Origin of the sequence: Edaphocola aurantiacus, assembly GCF_019797745.1 — a bacterium.
In the GTDB taxonomy this organism is placed as follows: Bacteria; Bacteroidota; Bacteroidia; order Chitinophagales; family Chitinophagaceae; genus Edaphocola; species Edaphocola aurantiacus.
Window position 1 is genome coordinate 926,032 of record NZ_VOSI01000001.1, and the last position, 16,091, is coordinate 942,122.

17 protein-coding genes are annotated in these 16,091 nt (G+C 43.8%); 8 read left to right on the forward strand and 9 right to left on the reverse strand.

Going from position 1 to position 16,091, the window contains the following annotated elements; genetic code table 11:
• The first annotated feature begins 71 nt into the window (after positions 1 to 71).
• The 5 genes from FTD44_RS03930 (at position 72) to FTD44_RS03950 (ending at position 3,689) form a co-directional block, all read left to right on the forward strand.
• Positions 72 to 488 (forward strand): SufE family protein, encoded by a 417-nt coding sequence (locus tag FTD44_RS03930; RefSeq protein WP_222165248.1) that lies wholly within the window; start codon positions 72 to 74, stop codon positions 486 to 488.
• A gap of 3 nt (positions 489 to 491) precedes the next feature.
• Positions 492 to 797, forward strand: a complete 306-nt coding sequence (locus FTD44_RS03935) for an iron-sulfur cluster assembly protein (RefSeq protein ID WP_222165249.1) — start codon at positions 492 to 494, stop codon at positions 795 to 797.
• Positions 798 to 818: 21 nt separating this feature from the next.
• Positions 819 to 1,490, forward strand: a complete 672-nt coding sequence (locus FTD44_RS03940; RefSeq protein ID WP_222165250.1) for a DUF1345 domain-containing protein — start codon at positions 819 to 821, stop codon at positions 1,488 to 1,490.
• 263 nt (positions 1,491 to 1,753) lie between these two features.
• On the forward strand, positions 1,754 to 2,146 hold the full coding sequence (locus FTD44_RS03945) for a hypothetical protein (protein ID WP_222165251.1): 393 nt from the start codon (positions 1,754 to 1,756) through the stop codon (positions 2,144 to 2,146).
• A 91-nt stretch (positions 2,147 to 2,237) separates the two neighbouring features.
• Positions 2,238 to 3,689, forward strand: a complete 1,452-nt coding sequence (locus tag FTD44_RS03950; RefSeq protein WP_222165252.1) for a hypothetical protein — start codon at positions 2,238 to 2,240, stop codon at positions 3,687 to 3,689.
• A gap of 50 nt (positions 3,690 to 3,739) precedes the next feature.
• Here the strand turns inward: FTD44_RS03950 and tpiA are convergent, their stop codons facing one another.
• The 3 genes from tpiA to FTD44_RS03965 are packed head-to-tail and all read right to left on the reverse strand — an operon-like array spanning position 3,740 to position 6,377.
• Complete coding sequence (gene tpiA, locus FTD44_RS03955; protein ID WP_222165253.1) at positions 3,740 to 4,501, reverse strand: triose-phosphate isomerase; 762 nt, start codon at positions 4,499 to 4,501, stop codon at positions 3,740 to 3,742.
• Positions 4,502 to 4,512: 11 nt separating this feature from the next.
• Positions 4,513 to 5,709: a GlmU family protein gene (locus FTD44_RS03960; protein ID WP_222165254.1), complete on the reverse strand. Its 1,197-nt coding sequence runs from the start codon at positions 5,707 to 5,709 to the stop codon at positions 4,513 to 4,515.
• An 11-nt stretch (positions 5,710 to 5,720) separates the two neighbouring features.
• Positions 5,721 to 6,377 carry a DUF2461 domain-containing protein gene (locus FTD44_RS03965; RefSeq protein ID WP_222165255.1) on the reverse strand — a complete coding sequence of 219 codons (657 nt, stop codon included), beginning with the start codon at positions 6,375 to 6,377 and terminating at the stop codon, positions 5,721 to 5,723.
• A gap of 123 nt (positions 6,378 to 6,500) precedes the next feature.
• On the opposite strand from FTD44_RS03965, the gene porG reads away from it, so the two are divergent.
• Both porG and hxpB read left to right on the forward strand, forming a co-directional pair.
• Positions 6,501 to 7,355, forward strand: a complete 855-nt coding sequence (gene porG, locus FTD44_RS03970) for a type IX secretion system protein PorG (RefSeq protein WP_222165256.1) — start codon at positions 6,501 to 6,503, stop codon at positions 7,353 to 7,355.
• Between the two features lie 34 nt (positions 7,356 to 7,389).
• Entirely contained in the window at positions 7,390 to 8,052 is a 663-nt protein-coding gene (hxpB, locus tag FTD44_RS03975; protein WP_222165257.1) for a hexitol phosphatase HxpB, read from the forward strand.
• 4 nt (positions 8,053 to 8,056) lie between these two features.
• Here hxpB and FTD44_RS03980 read toward each other — a convergent pair whose 3' ends face one another.
• Entirely contained in the window at positions 8,057 to 9,181 is a 1,125-nt protein-coding gene (locus FTD44_RS03980; RefSeq protein ID WP_222165258.1) for a T9SS type A sorting domain-containing protein, read from the reverse strand.
• A 101-nt stretch (positions 9,182 to 9,282) separates the two neighbouring features.
• On the reverse strand, positions 9,283 to 10,155 hold the full coding sequence (locus FTD44_RS03985; protein ID WP_222165259.1) for a bifunctional 5,10-methylenetetrahydrofolate dehydrogenase/5,10-methenyltetrahydrofolate cyclohydrolase: 873 nt from the start codon (positions 10,153 to 10,155) through the stop codon (positions 9,283 to 9,285).
• Positions 10,156 to 10,409: 254 nt separating this feature from the next.
• Between FTD44_RS03985 and rny the strand changes: the two genes are divergently transcribed.
• Positions 10,410 to 11,987 carry a ribonuclease Y gene (rny, locus tag FTD44_RS03990; RefSeq protein ID WP_222165260.1) on the forward strand — a complete coding sequence of 526 codons (1,578 nt, stop codon included), beginning with the start codon at positions 10,410 to 10,412 and terminating at the stop codon, positions 11,985 to 11,987.
• Between the two features lie 145 nt (positions 11,988 to 12,132).
• Here rny and FTD44_RS03995 read toward each other — a convergent pair whose 3' ends face one another.
• From FTD44_RS03995 to FTD44_RS04010, 4 genes are all read right to left on the reverse strand, one after another.
• On the reverse strand, positions 12,133 to 13,359 hold the full coding sequence (locus FTD44_RS03995; protein WP_222165261.1) for a DUF6051 family protein: 1,227 nt from the start codon (positions 13,357 to 13,359) through the stop codon (positions 12,133 to 12,135).
• A gap of 62 nt (positions 13,360 to 13,421) precedes the next feature.
• The gene (locus tag FTD44_RS04000) at positions 13,422 to 14,507 is read right to left on the reverse strand and encodes a PA0069 family radical SAM protein (protein ID WP_222165262.1); all 1,086 of its coding nucleotides are present in this window, start codon (positions 14,505 to 14,507) and stop codon (positions 13,422 to 13,424) included.
• A 98-nt stretch (positions 14,508 to 14,605) separates the two neighbouring features.
• Entirely contained in the window at positions 14,606 to 15,502 is an 897-nt protein-coding gene (locus FTD44_RS04005; protein ID WP_222165263.1) for a DUF5777 family beta-barrel protein, read from the reverse strand.
• A gap of 28 nt (positions 15,503 to 15,530) precedes the next feature.
• Positions 15,531 to 16,073, reverse strand: coding sequence for a YceI family protein (locus FTD44_RS04010; RefSeq protein WP_222165264.1), 543 nt, complete (start codon positions 16,071 to 16,073; stop codon positions 15,531 to 15,533).
• Positions 16,074 to 16,091: the final 18 nt, after the last annotated feature.

The window sequence follows — 16,091 nt, forward strand, 5'->3', positions numbered from 1 at the left end:
TAGCCCTACAACATAAATTTATCAGTACTGAGCGCTTTTTTGACCTAATTTTGCATTCTGAAATTACCAATATGACCATTAACGAGAAACAAGACGCCATCATAGAAGAGTTTGCTTTTTATGATGACTGGATGGAAAAATATGAGCATATCATTGAGCTGGGCAAGGAATTACCTCTGATCGATGAACAGTATAAAACAGAAAATCATTTGATTAAAGGCTGTCAGTCTAAGGTATGGCTGCACGCTGATTTTACAGATGGTAAAATAGATTTTACAGCCGATAGTGATGCGATCATCACCAAAGGTCTGGTGGGTATGATGATTGAGGTCTTGAGTGGTCATAGTCCGAAAGAAATTGCGGAGACAGATATTTACTTTATCGACAAAATAGGCCTGAAAAGCCACTTGTCGCCTACCCGCTCCAACGGATTGCTGTCTATGTTGAAACAAATGAAATTATATGCAGTAGCACTGTATAACAAATAAGATATGGGAACGCTGAAAGATAAAATTATAGAGGTATTGCATACGGTACATGATCCAGAGATCCCGGTTAATATTTTTGAACTGGGGCTGGTGTACGATATCAGTATTGATGAAAACAATGGGGTACAGATCACAATGACCCTGACGGCGCCTGCCTGTCCTGTTGCCGGTGATATTATATTTGAAGTGCAGCAGAAAGTGGAAGCCATTGAAGAAGTGAAAGATGTGCACGTGCAGCTCACCTTCGATCCGCCATGGACCAAAGATATGATGAGCGAAGAGGCAAAACTAGAACTGGGATTTTTGTAATTTAGCCGAAACAACCGGCCTATGTCCCTGATCCAACCTTTTAACCGCATACATATAGCCCCTAAACTGGCCTTTGGCATGTTACTGGGTGGCCTCATTACTGCACTGTTCTGGCAGGCCAATAAAGCCTGGGTATTTAATATTCTCGTGGGTTGGGATGTATTCTGCCTGAGCAGTATTGTTCTTTTCTGGATTACATTTTTCTCGATTGATAGCAGACAGATCCGACAGGAGGTACAGGTTTTAAACACCAACACTCCCGTTATCTTTATGCTGGCGGTGGCGCTGATACTGGCTTCCCTGGCTATTATACTCCTTCTTTTTACGCAAAAAACGATCACCAATCCGGAGCAGGATACCCGGAACATCATCATTGGTTTCGGTGGTCTATTGCTGTCCTGGACGCTGTTTCACACCCTATTTACCATTCACTATGCTCATGCCTATTACCAGCCGGTATCTGAAAAAGACAGGCATATACAGAAAGGGCTTCAGTTCCCCGAAGAGGAGCATCCCGACTATCTGGACTTTGCGTATTTTTCTTTTGTCAACGGTATGACTTTCCAGGTATCTGATGTTTCTGTAACAGATAAAAAAATGAGGATACTGGTATTGTTTCACTGCCTGCTGGCATTCGGGTTCAACACCTTTATCGTTGCACTTTCGATCAACCTTATTGCGGGATTGATGTAATCTTGCTATTTTAAAGAATTATAAAAAGGCGCTGCAAGAATATTGCAGCGCCTTTTTATAATATCTATAATTGATTATTTTCTTCTGCTACTCATTTTTTAATATATTTTTTTACAAATATGTAGCCTCAATTGTTCCAAATGTTGAAAATTATCTTCATTTTTACATTGTATTACATGTGATGGAACAATGTAGTATAGCCAACAATTTACTTAGAACACTCGGGGCACTTTAGCAAATAAGCGTAAGAAAGAATATACCGGTTGGAATTTGCAAAAATTTTTAAGCCTGTTGTTGGTGAATATTTATTACCTATAAAAATTACAACTACAATGAAAAAATTGATTTTATTATGTCTTTCCGTTTTAGGAACGACAAGTTTTGCAGGTGCCTGGATGAGTTACACTCCTCAAAGTTGGGACAAAGGTTCAGGTAACACTAAAATTGTGACTTGTCATAACACCAGTTCTGATCCCTGTATGGCTGCAAATGGAGATAGCCCTAAAGAAGGACAGACGGTTGCGATTTTTAATGAACATGGAATAGTTGGTTGGGGTACCATCATTAAATGCCTTGCATACCCTGAATCATCTAAGGAAGGGAATTCGCCAACAGGACAACCTACCATACTAGAAGTTGCCTTCAATGCTGAATAGTATCATTCGGATCAAATAACAAATAAATTTCTCATTATTAAGGGGTTAGATATATCTAGCCTCTTTTATTTTCTATCATTAAAGCTACAAGATGAATAATGTTTTTAGAAATATTTTACTGTTTATGCTTGTGCTGCTGTCTGTCACAACCGGAACTGCGCAGTCAGAAGCACCCAAAAACACAAACAACGGACCAGCGACGGTATTAATTCCTTTTATGCCAGGCTCTTGTCACCAATGCAATAATGAATTTTATAAAAATTTAAATCTATTAGATGCAAAAAAAATTGACTATTCTTATGTAATACCCGACAACTATTCTGATGATTTAGAGGAGATCAAAAAGAAATACCAATTGGATGGTCATCAAAACCAGAAATTTATATTCTCATCAGCCATTTTTGACAAATATCACATTTATGAGCAAGCATTTGTTTTACAATTTGGCACTGACTCTAACTATAAAATTTACCATAACGCAAGGACACTAATTGGCGATCTAGAGGCATTCGATAAAATGGAAAAAGTGCACCTGGGGAATTACGAATTTAAAAAATCGACTTTTGATCTCTGGGTGAAAAATATAGAACAGATTTGTTTTAAAAACATCCTGTATACTAATACCTTTGATTACCTTGATCTTAAAGAGAAACATCAGGCTTTTAAAATCATCTTTACAGATGAGCTACTGCTCAATATATACAAACTACATTTTAAGGATACGGTGCTTGCCAAAAGCAAGTTGAGTGAGGTAAGAAAAGTTACGGACATCCCGGATAAAGACAGGTTTGAAGATTTTCAATTCGTGAATGATTCCTTATTCACCTCCTCGCACCATACTTATATTTCCAATATGGCAGATTCTATACTAGGTGGGTTCTCTACGGTAAATATCTATAAAGACGGCAGTTACCTGGAGTCCCGAGCAGTAAGTAAAGAGCATCTGCCCCCAGGATATAATATCATTCCCAGATTCCATATGTACCACAATAACATGTATATGCTGGTTGTTAAAGACCGGCTGGAAGCTGATAAACCTAATTATTTTTTAGCAAAGTTTGCCTTAGAAAGCGGAATATATCAATTTAAAAAAATGCTACCTTTTACCGTACCAGCCATTAATAAAAATGTTGGATACCGGTATCTCGACTTAAGCTTTTCGGGTAGGTATTTTATGACTTCTATTTCCAATATACTGTATGATCTGGAAACGGAGCAATCGGTAGATTTAAATATACCGGTAAATAAGGAATATGAATTTGCGCACCTTTTAAACAATGACAGGAATATAAATATAACCATAAATGATATTGTTGTTCAATATCCCAGTGTATTAATTTCCTATTATTCAACAGATGAAAATGGCGTTACCACAAATATTATAATGGATTATAATCTACAGGTTAAAAACATCGTCGGTAAGATTCAGATGCCTCAGGATCAATCCAGATTTTTAAAACCCGACTTATCGAGGTTTGGCTATTTCCTTTGGATGCCGGAAAAGGATAAAAATGATTACTTTATCTGTAAGAAGCTATTTTAATAAACAGAAAGACCAGCCTTGTGAGCTGGTCTTTCTGTTTATACTGATTACTATCTCGCTTTAATGATACCGGCAAAATCAGCGGCTACTAAAGAAGCACCACCGATCAGGCCACCATCAACATCCGGACAGGAAAATAATCCTGCCGCATTGGATGGTTTACAGCTACCACCATACAGGATAGAGGTATTGTCTGCTGCAGCTGCGCCATACTTAGCAGCAACCAGGCTGCGGATATGTGCATGCATTTCCTGCGCCTGATCGTCGCTTGCCGTCAGGCCTGTACCGATTGCCCAGATAGGTTCGTAGGCAATCACAATATTTTTAAATGTGGCTTCGTCCAGGTGGAACAGGCCGTTTTCGATCTGCGTCTGAATGTAGGCATTCTGAGTACCCGCTTCACGGATCTCAAGGGATTCTCCACAACAGAAGATTACTTTCATATCCTGTTTCAGGACTGCATCTACTTTTAATGCCAGGATAGCATCTGTCTCTCCAAAATACTGGCGACGCTCTGAGTGCCCGATGATTACGTAGCTGACACCGATACCTTTCAGCATTTCGGCAGATACCTCACCGGTATAGGCTCCGGAAGCTTCCTGATGGCAGTTTTGTGCAGCCAGGTATATATTTTTGCTGTCTCTCAGCTGGCTGGCAGCCAGTTCCAGGCTGGTAAACGGTGGTGCAATAACTACTTCCTGGTCATCACGCAGTTCCAGTCCGCTTTCTAAAATATCGTTTACTAATTGTTTGCCTTCGAAAATGTTTTTATTCATTTTCCAGTTACCGGCAACGATTTTTTTTCTGCTCATCACGATGAAATTTATTGTTTTATATAGTTTTCTTTATGGTCAAAAATGTGTTGTAATACGGCGATCTCTGCATCGGACAAGGTTTTGCCACGGCGGGCCATCATACGGTTTGCAGTATCCAGCGCTTTATCGAAGCGGTAGGTAGTCATATCATTCTTTCCGCCCCAGCTGAAGGAGGGCACATACTTGTCCGGGAAGTCTCCTCCGTAAATATTGCTGCTTACCCCTACTACGGTTCCGGTATTGAACATGGTATTGATCCCGCATTTGGAATGGTCGCCCATCAGCAAACCGCAGAACTGCAATCCTGTTTTAATCATGGCACCTTCTGCCTCGCTCCAGATGCTTACTTCATCGTAGTTATTCTTCAGGTTACTGGCATTGGTATCGGCCCCCAGGTTACACCATTCGCCGATTACGGCATTACCGACAAAGCCGTCATGGCCTTTATTGGAATTATCGAAGAAGACTACATTACTGATCTCTCCTCCTACTTTACTACCGGCACCAATTGTAGTTGCACCATATATTTTAGCGCCCATTTTCACTACTGCATGCGTACTTAAGGCCAGGGGGCCACGCAGCATACAGCCTTCCATAATCTCGGCTTCTTTAGCTATATACACTGGTCCGGTCTGTGCATTGAGGATGCAGGCCGATACAATGGCTCCTTCTTCTATAAATACGTTCTTTGCCTCACCGATCAGGGTTACATGCGCCGGTATCGGCTGGCTTTCTTTCTGATAGGTTAGTATAGCAAAATCGCTGCGGATAGCATAATCGTTCAGATTGAAAATATCCCATACCTGTTGCAATTGCTGAAATGGTTCACTGCACAGTACCGGCTCATAATCTTTCAGAGAAGCTGCATTCAGTGCTTCATAATCCAATGCAGCATCTGTATAAATGGCAATGATCGTTTCGTCCTGTACCAAAGCCTGTCCTGGTTTCAGGTTGCTGATTACGATTCCTAATGCCGGTGTGGCAAACACAGCAGCGTTGATATACAAATTCTCCGTTTCATTATAATGTACGGGGAAGGCGGCCTGCAGCACCGGGACAGAAGCTGTCGAGGAGGCTCTTTGCAGGTATAATTCCCAACGCTCGCGCATGGTAAGGATACCACAGCGAATGTCGGCTACAGGTCTTGTATGGGTAAAGGGCAGCAAATGGTTTCTTACTGCCGTATCAAATAAGATCAGGTTCATGAATGGTCTGGTTAATCGGTAGATTGGTTCAGGAAGTCGATAAATGGTTTCATGGAAGCAAAGGCTTCTGCGCAATGTGCCAGGAAATCTTTGTGTGCCACTTCTTTATCGCTCAGTGCCTTACCTACGGTAAAGCTTTTATGCTTCAGGTATTCGATAGCGGGATTGTCCGCCTCATAACCTTTGGGTGGTCTGGATAAGGTTTCCCCGTCTATCTGTTTAAAATGCTTTGTAAATGCCGGGGCCTTGATCAGTTTCTGAAAGTCTTCAAAACCGTAATCGATCTCCTGGCGTATGCTTTTTAATACCGGTGCTTCCGGCATCCACATACCCCCTCCGAGAAACGAATGGCCGGGTTGGATATGGATATAATATGCTGCTTTATTGCTCTTCTTACCCCCGATAGCCATCGCGGCTCCGAAATTGGTTTTGTAAGGGCTTTTATCTTTCGAAAAGCGGATATCCCTGTTCAGACGAAAAATGCAATCCTTGGGTGCCAGATCCCCGATAGCCGGATCAAATACGGAGACTTCTCCGATGAGTCCGGACACGAATGCTTCGAAGGTTTTCTTCTCTGTTTCGTACCATTTCCGGTTTTCATCCATCCAGGATTTATCATTATGCTCGCCGAGTGCCTTCAGAAAGTCCAGGCTTTTTTGCAGGTTCATAGCCATATCGTTTTATAATCGCGTGAAATTACGATCATTTTACTAATATTGATCATACAAAATAGGCTTATACAATTAAAAGTGTAAATTCGCGTTTTACACTTTTAAAGAATCATTATGCGATTGAAACAGTTCACATTAGGAATACTGGCACTACTGGGTAGCGGGATTACAGCAAGCGCGCAAAAATTCTTTGAGCGGCACGAATACGGCATTATGGCCGGCGGGGCTCAATACTTCGGCGACCTGAATCCGGGGTATGGCTTTAATCATATCCGTCCGGCAGGTGGCGCCTTCTATCGTTATTATTTCAATCCGTATATTTCTTTACGTGTAGGTCTGTCTTATGCGCAGCTGGGCTATAAAGACAGCTATAGCGACAATAGCTATCAAAAGACCCGCAACCTGAGCTTTCAGAATAATATACTGGAGGTCTCTGCTATAGGGGAATTCAATTTCTTCCGTTTCCAGACCGGCAATATCGACCGTCGTTTTACCCCGTATATGGTATTGGGTGTAGGGGCTTTGTACTCCAATCCTTTCGTGATGTACAGCGGTCGCAAAACCTATCTGCAGCCACTGGGCACAGAAGGTCAGAATACTACTCCGTACCGCGATCGCCGATACAATAAGGTAAATGTGATGGCTCCTTTTGGTGCCGGTATCAAATGCTGGCTTGCCCCGGGTGTGAACCTGGGTGTAGAGATCGTGCATCGCTTTGCCTTTACCGATTACCTGGACGATGTAAGCCAGACTTATGTCGGGGTGAACTATTTCACGCCTAACGGAACGCCTAATACGGCTTCTGTGTTACAGGACCCATCCCTCACTATCGACGGACAGAAACTAGGCCGGGCAGGTAAACAAAGAGGTGACCGTGCGACTATAGATCAGTACCTGATCGGACAGATCACCCTTTCTTTCCAGCTGAAAACGTACAAATGCCCATCGGATAATCCGATCTGGGACGATTATTAATCATTTACTACATACAGGATTACCTGCACAATACATGGCGGCAATATTTGATATGGATGGCCTGCTTTTTGATACGGACCCTCATTTATGGGTGGAAAGTATGCATGAAGTAGCGCATGGCAATGGCGTGGCCATTACCAAAGAATTACTGAAATACACCAAGGGACTGCGTATTTATGAAGTGACGGAGTTCTGGAACGAGCGCTTCGGATGGAATGACAGCCACAAAGCCAGACAACTGGCAGAAGATGTGCTGGACAATATTATTGCACGCACCATAGCCAAGGGCCGCATTATGCCGGGAGTATACCCGCTGCTGGAAGAGCTGAAGATGAACAGTGTGCCGATGGGCGTAGCTACTTCTTCTCCTGCACGTATGGTTAAGGCGCTGCTGCAGCATTTCGGGCTGGAGCATTATTTCCAGAGTGTCAATACTGCGGATAATTGTGTGGTGGGTAAACCCCACCCGGAAGTGTACCTGCAATGTGCTGCGGCGCTGAATACGCTGCCCTGGCGTTGCGTCGCTTTTGAAGATTCGATCAATGGTATGGTGGCGGCCAAAGCGGCACGTATGCTGCTGGTAGCCGTGCCGGAGCCGCAGCAGTTCGACAATCCTAAATTCGGACTGGCCGACCTGCTGATCCCAAGCCTGGAGCAATTCTCCTTTGCCGACTATGTAAGATTACTGGATGTATAATTGATTAATGCACTACCTGCACCTTGCGGTAGTAGCGCTGCCCGTCCTGTTCCAGAATGAGTATATAAGTACCTGCAGTCCAACCGGTTACAGATAAGTTATATTGCTGCTTACCGGCAACGGAGGTCTTATCCAATACCGTACGGCCCAGCATATCTGTTACACTAAGGCTGGTATGTGCTGCAAATGGTTGCTGCGCCTGTAGTACCAATGTGTTTCGTGCCGGATTGGGGTATACATCTACGCCTTTCAGGGCATTAACCGAATTGACCGCCAGGGGACGATTATACCTGAATGTATCGCAACCATCTTGCGGTTGATAAATCCGGAAAGACAAAGTATCATTTGAAAAACAATGGATTCGGTTTAGCCGAAGCTCTCCTTCAAATATTACATATGGCGGAGGTATATAAGAACGTTCCGGAAGCAAGCCTTCACCTGTACCACCAAACAGGCGGGTATAAGCTCCATGAGGAATAGTTAACGAAGCCCAGTCTCCAACTGGGGTCCAGCTTGCATATGAAGTCCAGTTAACTATTGGGTTAGGCAAATCCTGTGCTCCGTTCATTGTCTGCCAGTTAGTACCGGTAGTATCGCCCATGTAATTGCTTACAAAATAAGTCTCAGCATTTACCCCACCATAATTGACGGTGCGGATTGAGTCTACAATCAGCACAAATACAGAATCCCCTTCGGGTGTAGCATTAGGGTAGGTAGGGTGTATATCCAGTATCGGAATGCGCAGGGTATCGCCCTCATGTGCATTAAAGATATACAGCGGAGTATATTTCTGGAACACATTGTTATATACCCATACGGTATCATTCTCTTCGTATAGTAATAATGTACTGGTTGCTGTATCGCGGTAACGGTAAGTAACCGATCCGGAGGTATCATAGATAATCTGCTGCTTGTAATGACTGACTTCGATTGTTTTGATCACTTTACCGGACTGTGTATCTGCCTGTACACACTTATAACGGTATAAGTATTCAGTACCAATTGGCCCGTCCTGAAATCCATGATACGTCCATTCTGCTCCTAATGGTGCAAAGCCCTGTGCCCAGCCCATGTAAGAGGGAAGCATTGCGCAAATTACATATACGAGGAGTACACTTATTCTTTTCATGCTGATGCGTTTATAAGGCTAAAATAAACATTATTCACCAGAAAGAGAAAAGAGCCGTTCCTGATCAGGAACGGCTCTTTTCTATACTAGTTTAATCTTAATTATTTATGGGCGCAGGCCAGCAGGGTATTTTTCATCAAGGCACAGATGGTCATCTTACCTACACCACCCGGAACAGGGGTTATGTAGCTGCTCTTCTCTTTAACACTGTCAAAATCTACATCACCGACCAGTCTGAAACCAGATTTCTTGCTTGCATCTTCGATACGGTTGATACCCACATCGATAATGATCGCACCTGGTTTTACCATATCAGCCGTTACATAATTCGGTCTGCCGATCGCTGCAACGATGATATCTGCCTGCAGACACATCTCTTTCAGGTTAGTGGTTTTGGAGTGACACATGGTTACCGTACAGTTGCCCGGTTGTGTATTGCGGCTCATGAGCAGGCTCATAGGCGTACCTACGATGTTACTGCGGCCAATTACCACGCAATGCATACCGGCGGTATTGATGTTATAATGATCCAGCATCATCATGATACCATTAGGGGTAGCCGGTACAAATGTTTCCTGGCCCAGTACCATTTTACCGATACTTACCGGGTGGAAGCCGTCTACATCCTTCAGCGGACTGATAGCATTGATCACTTTATCTTCAGAAATATGCTTTGGTAAAGGTAATTGTACCAGGATACCGTCAATATCTTCGTCCTGGTTGAATTTTTCAATCAGCTCCAGCAGTTCCGCTTCAGAAACATCAGTGCCCAGTTTGGATAATGTTGACTGAAAACCAACATATTCACAGGTTTTTACCTTGGCACCAACGTAGGTCTGGCTGGCTGCATTCTCGCCTACCAGGATAGCTGCCAGGTGGGGTCTTTTCTGATTGTTGTTTACACGGCTATCTACGTCTTTTTTAATTTCTTCTAAGATAGCATTAGATACATGAATACCGTCTAATAATTGCATGGCGCAAAATTACAACAATTAAGGCTTTTTACCTCAATTACGATGCATATCACATTAAAAAATACTGCTTTATAACTATTTATGCTCATAATGAGGTCTCATGCCCGTTAACGGCTCGTTTATCAACGCAAATTATCATCGCTGAAATAGTAAAAACGTAAAAAATATTTTAACTTCGCAGGTTACAGCTTATCTTTAGGACAAGACTGTCATTTTAACATATTTACAAACCCAAAAAGAACAATTAACATACAATGGACAACATCGCAATCGTGACCGCGGTTGTAGCTTTATTTGCCGTAGCGGCGGGGATTATCTTAGGTAAGTTCCTCTTTGCTAAAAACACGGCGCATAAAATACAAGAAGCAGAACAACAAGCAGAGAAAATTAAAGAAGACGCAAAAATTCATGCTGAAACCTTAAAAGACAAAAAAATATTAGAAGCCAAAGAACATTTCCTTCAATTAAAAACAGAACACGAAAAGGATGTGCTGGTAAAAACGCAGAGATTAAGCGAGGGCGAAAACAGACTGAAACAGAAGGAACAATCCCTGAACGACAAACTGAAATCGGTACAAACACAGATCAACGAGAATACAGAACTGAAAACAGAACTGACTGACCATATTGAATCGGCTAAGATCAAAAGAGCAGAACTGGACAAACACCAGGAAGAGCAGATCAAAAGACTGGAAAAAATCGCTAATCTTTCTGCAGAAGAGGCTAAGGCTGAACTGGTAGAAGCGATGAAAGAAGAAGCCCGTACTAATGCAATGGCCCATATCCAGGAGATTGTGGAGCAAGCTAAAACCAATGCAAGCAAAGAGGCGAAGAAAATTGTGATCCAAAGCATACAGCGTGTGGCTGCGGAACAAACTATTGAGAATGCCATTACCGTATTCAACCTGGAAAGTGATGAGATCAAAGGTCAGATCATTGGTCGTGAGGGTCGTAACATCAGAGCCCTGGAGGCTGCAACCGGCGTAGACCTGGTTATTGATGATACTCCTGAGGCTATTGTACTGAGCTGTTTCGATCCGCTGAGAAGAGAGATCGCCCGTTTATCATTACAACGCCTGGTACAGGATGGTCGTATACACCCTGCCCGTATCGAGGAAGTAGTAGAGAAAACAAAAAAACAAATTGAAGACCAGGTTATGGAGATCGGTGAGCGCACTGTGATCGAACTGGGTATTCATGGTCTGCATAAAGACCTGGTAAGAATGGTCGGAAAAATGCGTTTCCGTTCTTCTTACGGACAAAACCTGCTGATGCACTCTAAAGAGACCGCTAACCTTTGTGGTATCATGGCTGCTGAATTGGGTCTGGGTCAGAAAGTAGTAAAACTGGCAAAACGTGCTGGTCTGTTGCATGATATCGGTAAAGTACCGGATGAGGAAACAGAACTGAGCCACGCATTGCTGGGTGCCAAACTGGCGGAAAAATGTGGTGAACACCCTGCTGTAGTCAATGCTATCGGTGCGCACCATGATGAGATGGAGATGGCCTTTATTATCTCCCCTATCATCCAGGCTTGTGATGCCATCAGCGGTGCACGCCCTGGTGCCCGTCGCGAGATCATGCAGAGTTACCTGCAACGTATCAAGGATCTGGAGAACCTGGCTGTTGCCTATAATGGCGTTGAAAAAGCATATGCTATCCAGGCGGGTCGTGAACTGCGTGTAATCGTAGAAGCGGATAAAGTAACCGATGCAGACAGCGACAGACTGAGTTTCGAGATTGCAGATAAGATCCAGAAGGAAATGCAATATCCTGGCCAGGTTAAAGTAACCGTAATCCGTGAGAAAAGAGCGGTAAACGTAGCACGATAATCTGCTATAAATTTTATAGAAAAAGGGCGATCAGTATACTGATCGCCCTTTTTCTATAAAAGCAGTGAATAAACCAGCACAGCATTGCACAAAGTGGGCACAGGCAAGGGTTCGTATGCCAGTCTGCCACATGTACCGTCAAAAGCTACACCTTACCCAGAAATGCTGCTGCAGAACGGGTAAATGCCCGAAAAGCGGCATCTATCTGCACCGCATTCTTACTGGTAAGTGGAAATGGATTGATGTGGGAATAGGGATGCTCGTAATGCTCAATCTGCACGGCTATCGGTATGTTACGATAACCTCCCTGCAGGGTATTCAGTGCCTCTACAGGTGGTGCTACCTCATCATCGCGCAGCACATAGCATTTGATACGGTCTTTAAGCACTTCCAGCCGCTCTTCCCGTTCTTTCTGGAAGTAGTTAAACCGTAGCATGGTTTTAAACCAGCTTTCGCCTTTGTGCAGGGCACAATCCTGGTAATGCGCCATATGCTCATCCATAGCAAAGCCGGAGCTCAGTAGCTCGGCAAAGCGGCGTTGCATGGCAATGGCCGATTGGGCATCCATTATATAACGGGATATAGGGAACATGCGGTCTATGGTCATTCCGCCACAGAAGCAGAACAGTCTGGCCTGGTCGAAGATGCCTTTAGGATTGGCCATCATCAGTATAGATGACAGGAATGATCCTATGGAGTAACCAAAAAGATCTAAGGTAGCTTTGGGGCTGATCTCCGGCAATGCACCCTCCTGGATCATCTCTGCCAGCTGTACGATATCGCTGTAGGTCTGTAATCCGGACCAGAACAGCCGTTGTGGCAGGGCTTCCATGCGCACACTAATGGCCGCATTGAGGTATGAGCAGGCGCTGTTACCAGCAAGTTCTGAACGATATTGTGCAATAGCGGCCATCTCCTTCTTATTGCTCCAGTGCTCAGGTGCACGGTCTATATGAAAAGCGATGGGAAACAGTAAGACGGCCTTACCGGTGCGCCGGGCTATCTCATAAGCCCAGGGCAGGTATTTATCCCATTTCTTTTCGTTGAGCCCGTGAAAAAAGATTATAGCCCCATCTGCCGTCTGAACAGATAAGGGTTTGATAATATGGTATTGAAATTTACGGTTGCTTTCGATTTCATAATCTGGGATATCGAGTACACACTCCTTCCGGTCTATAGCCTGCTCCTGCTCCTCAAAGGTTATATTATGTGCCGTACAACCCATACGATTACTACCGGGCAGCATACTCGCAGCCTGTTCTGATATAAACTCGTGATGGCTTACAGATACGCCTAACTTGGGTAGCGCAATTACCGGCCCGGCCTGCTCAAATGCCTTTTTGAGCGCCTGATGTAATTCCAGGTAGATCATTAATTGGGATTATGAAATGATAATCGTTGTCTTAGCGCATAAAATTAGAACATTCAGGATGATTAAACAAAATCCGCGAACAGATCTAGCTGCCCATTCTTAGGCGGGCGCCTGAATGCGGTAAGGTCGTAGTGGTGTGCTCTCTTGTTTAGCCCCAGTTTTCTGCAGTATAATTTAAACTGCTGAGAGATGATACCAGCGATCTCCCCCTCTCCCCTCATACGTACCCCGGAGCGACTGTCCTGTACCGATCCGCCATGGCAGCTCTGTATATGATGCCACACCTTATCTGCCCGGTCGGGGAACGCTTTGTACAACCAGTCTTTGAATATACCTTCAATAGCTCCGTTGAGGCGTACTATGGTATAGCCGGCCCAATAAGCTCCGGCATCTGCAGCGGCCTGCAGAACAGCAAACATATCGTGATCGTTAAGACCGGGTATAATGGGCGCAAACATTACGCCTACCGGTATCTGATGCTGGTGACAGGTACGAATGATGTTAAGTCTTGTTCTAATCGTACTGGTGCGGGGCTCCAGCATTTGTCTCAACGATTCGTCTGTGGTTGTTACAGAGGTAGCCACCTGCACGAGCTTGCGGGCATGCAACTCCTGCAGTAGGTCCAGATCCCGCAGTACAAGGGCATTTTTAGTAAGTATGCTTACCGGATTGCGGTATTCAAGGCATACCTCCAGTATCTGCCGGGTCAGTTTCATCTTGCGCTCTGCCGGCTGGTAACAATCTGTATTGGTAGACAGGGAAATGACGGTAGGAGTCCAGCTTTTCTTTTCGAAGGTGGCCCTAAGGCGTTCTGCAGCATTTTGCTTGGCAATGATTTTGGTTTCGAAATCCAGTCCTGCACTGTAACCCCAGTACTCATGTGTATTGCGGGCGTAGCAGTAAATACAGCCATGCTCGCAGCCCTGATAGGGATTGATAGCGGCATCCAGCGGTACATCCGCAATCTTCAGCTTATTTACGATATTCTTACTCTGATCGATCAGTATCTGAGTGGGCTGCCTCAATTGTGCTTCCCAGTCCTCGGCCTGCTCGTAAACACCCTGTTCATAAGCATTGCGGGTAAACCGGTTTTGCGGGTTGAACTGTGCTCCCCTGCCCCTGATCATATCGTTTTGCTGCGCCTCCATTACAGTATAAAATTACAAACTGTATATGGTTATATATGCAAAAAAGGGTGCAAGTTATGCACCCTTTAATATGTATTTTTTTACTATTGGTCTGTTCTTTAGAAAACCCTGGAGAGGTTAAAGCCAAAGTAGATACCACCATCTCCCCAGGTATCTGTGGTACCGGCAACATAGCCTGGTACACTCATACTGCGGGAGTTGGAGAAGATAAACTGGAATACGTGACCACCGGTCTCCAGGTCGAAACCTACTGACAAGCCGTTATACACCTTGGTTGTTACAACCTGTTTAGGTGGCATATAGCTGTATTCTGCATTAATGCTCAGTCGCTTGGTCAGCTTGTAACGGCCACCGATGCCTACTGCAAATACATCATTTTTATCTGTAAGTCCGCCTACAAGGTTGAAATGTATAAAAGTGGGCATCAATTGTATAGACAGGTTATCACTGAATTTGCGGGCGATCAGTGCCTGTGCAAAATAGGTAAGGCGATGTACATCTTTATACCAGTCTTTGCCCGGCTGTTTCAGGGTACTGAATGTCAGCCCCGGATACACGCTCAGTGTAATCGGCATTCTGTCATCTTCTGTCTGCGCCAGTATCTTATACTTCGTAGCCAGGTCAAACATTTTACCAAAAGAGCTTCTGCCAATAGAAACCATCCAATCGTTTGTGATACCATAATCAAAACCGATACGGGTTGTCGCATTATCCAGACCAAAAAACTCGTACGCACCCTGGTTTACCTTTCCGAAACGGTGCATAAACATGGTCTGGAACACACCTTTGCCCAGGTTCTCTACACTTTGAAAATTCTGTACATAAGTACCCTTAAAAGTTGCATATACACGTTTGGACTGTGGCGCTGTAGTTCCGTTCAACTGATCTATTTCAGACAACATCTTGTCCTGGGTAGTAGAATCGGTTTGCGCATATGTAGCATTGGCCATGCCCAACACGGCAGCGAAGGCAAAAGTCAATTTCTTTATATTCATATAATTTTTTGAATTTTTGAAAAAAGGATTACATTTTGCTTGCAGTAAAATCGATCGTTACCTGGATCTCTTCTGCAATTTTAGAAACAACAATGGTCGGGATCTTGATATTATAATCCTTGGTTTTTACTTTAAATACTGCATGACCGGTAATCTGTCCGTTCTTTACTTTAATAGTAGCCGGAACACTTACATCTTTAAGCGTGCCATGGATCGATAATTTACCGGATACGGTTACGCTATATTCACCATCTACATTCGGGTCTATTTTCTTATTATAGGTACCAGTGAATGATGATTTAGGATACTTATCGCTTTCCATATAATTTTCATTGAAATGCTCTTGCATCAATGATTTAGGGAAGACAAATTTCGTATTCTCCATAACACACACAAGAGAGTTCTCATTGGTATTGATCAGGGCAGAAGTCTGTTTGTTGGTCGCTTTAATATCTTCAACAAGTGTACTGGAGTAGAAGGTTGTCACACCTTTATTGGTAAAGTACTTCTGAGCAAAGGCACCGTAGGAGCAGGCACTCAGCAGCACAGCGGCAGCGATGATCTTTTTCATATGGAATGATTTTAAGGA

Bases quoted from the DNA above. Each gene is read 5' to 3' on its own strand.
- FTD44_RS03940 (WP_222165250.1), top strand. From the start codon at position 819: ATGTCCCTGATCCAACCTTTTAACCGCATACATATAGCCCCTAAACTG.
- FTD44_RS03960 (WP_222165254.1), bottom strand. From the start codon at position 5,709: ATGAACCTGATCTTATTTGATACGGCAGTAAGAAACCATTTGCTGCCC.
- FTD44_RS04010 (WP_222165264.1), bottom strand. From the start codon at position 16,073: ATGAAAAAGATCATCGCTGCCGCTGTGCTGCTGAGTGCCTGCTCCTAC.
- tpiA (WP_222165253.1), bottom strand. From the start codon at position 4,501: ATGAGCAGAAAAAAAATCGTTGCCGGTAACTGGAAAATGAATAAAAAC.
- FTD44_RS03985 (WP_222165259.1), bottom strand. From the start codon at position 10,155: ATGCAATTATTAGACGGTATTCATGTATCTAATGCTATCTTAGAAGAA.
- rny (WP_222165260.1), top strand. From the start codon at position 10,410: ATGGACAACATCGCAATCGTGACCGCGGTTGTAGCTTTATTTGCCGTA.
- FTD44_RS03980 (WP_222165258.1), bottom strand. From the start codon at position 9,181: ATGAAAAGAATAAGTGTACTCCTCGTATATGTAATTTGCGCAATGCTT.
- FTD44_RS03950 (WP_222165252.1), top strand. From the start codon at position 2,238: ATGAATAATGTTTTTAGAAATATTTTACTGTTTATGCTTGTGCTGCTG.
- FTD44_RS03965 (WP_222165255.1), bottom strand. From the start codon at position 6,377: ATGAACCTGCAAAAAAGCCTGGACTTTCTGAAGGCACTCGGCGAGCAT.
- FTD44_RS03935 (WP_222165249.1), top strand. From the start codon at position 492: ATGGGAACGCTGAAAGATAAAATTATAGAGGTATTGCATACGGTACAT.
- hxpB (WP_222165257.1), top strand. From the start codon at position 7,390: ATGGCGGCAATATTTGATATGGATGGCCTGCTTTTTGATACGGACCCT.
- FTD44_RS04000 (WP_222165262.1), bottom strand. From the start codon at position 14,507: ATGGAGGCGCAGCAAAACGATATGATCAGGGGCAGGGGAGCACAGTTC.
- FTD44_RS04005 (WP_222165263.1), bottom strand. From the start codon at position 15,502: ATGAATATAAAGAAATTGACTTTTGCCTTCGCTGCCGTGTTGGGCATG.
- FTD44_RS03930 (WP_222165248.1), top strand. From the start codon at position 72: ATGACCATTAACGAGAAACAAGACGCCATCATAGAAGAGTTTGCTTTT.
- FTD44_RS03995 (WP_222165261.1), bottom strand. From the start codon at position 13,359: ATGATCTACCTGGAATTACATCAGGCGCTCAAAAAGGCATTTGAGCAG.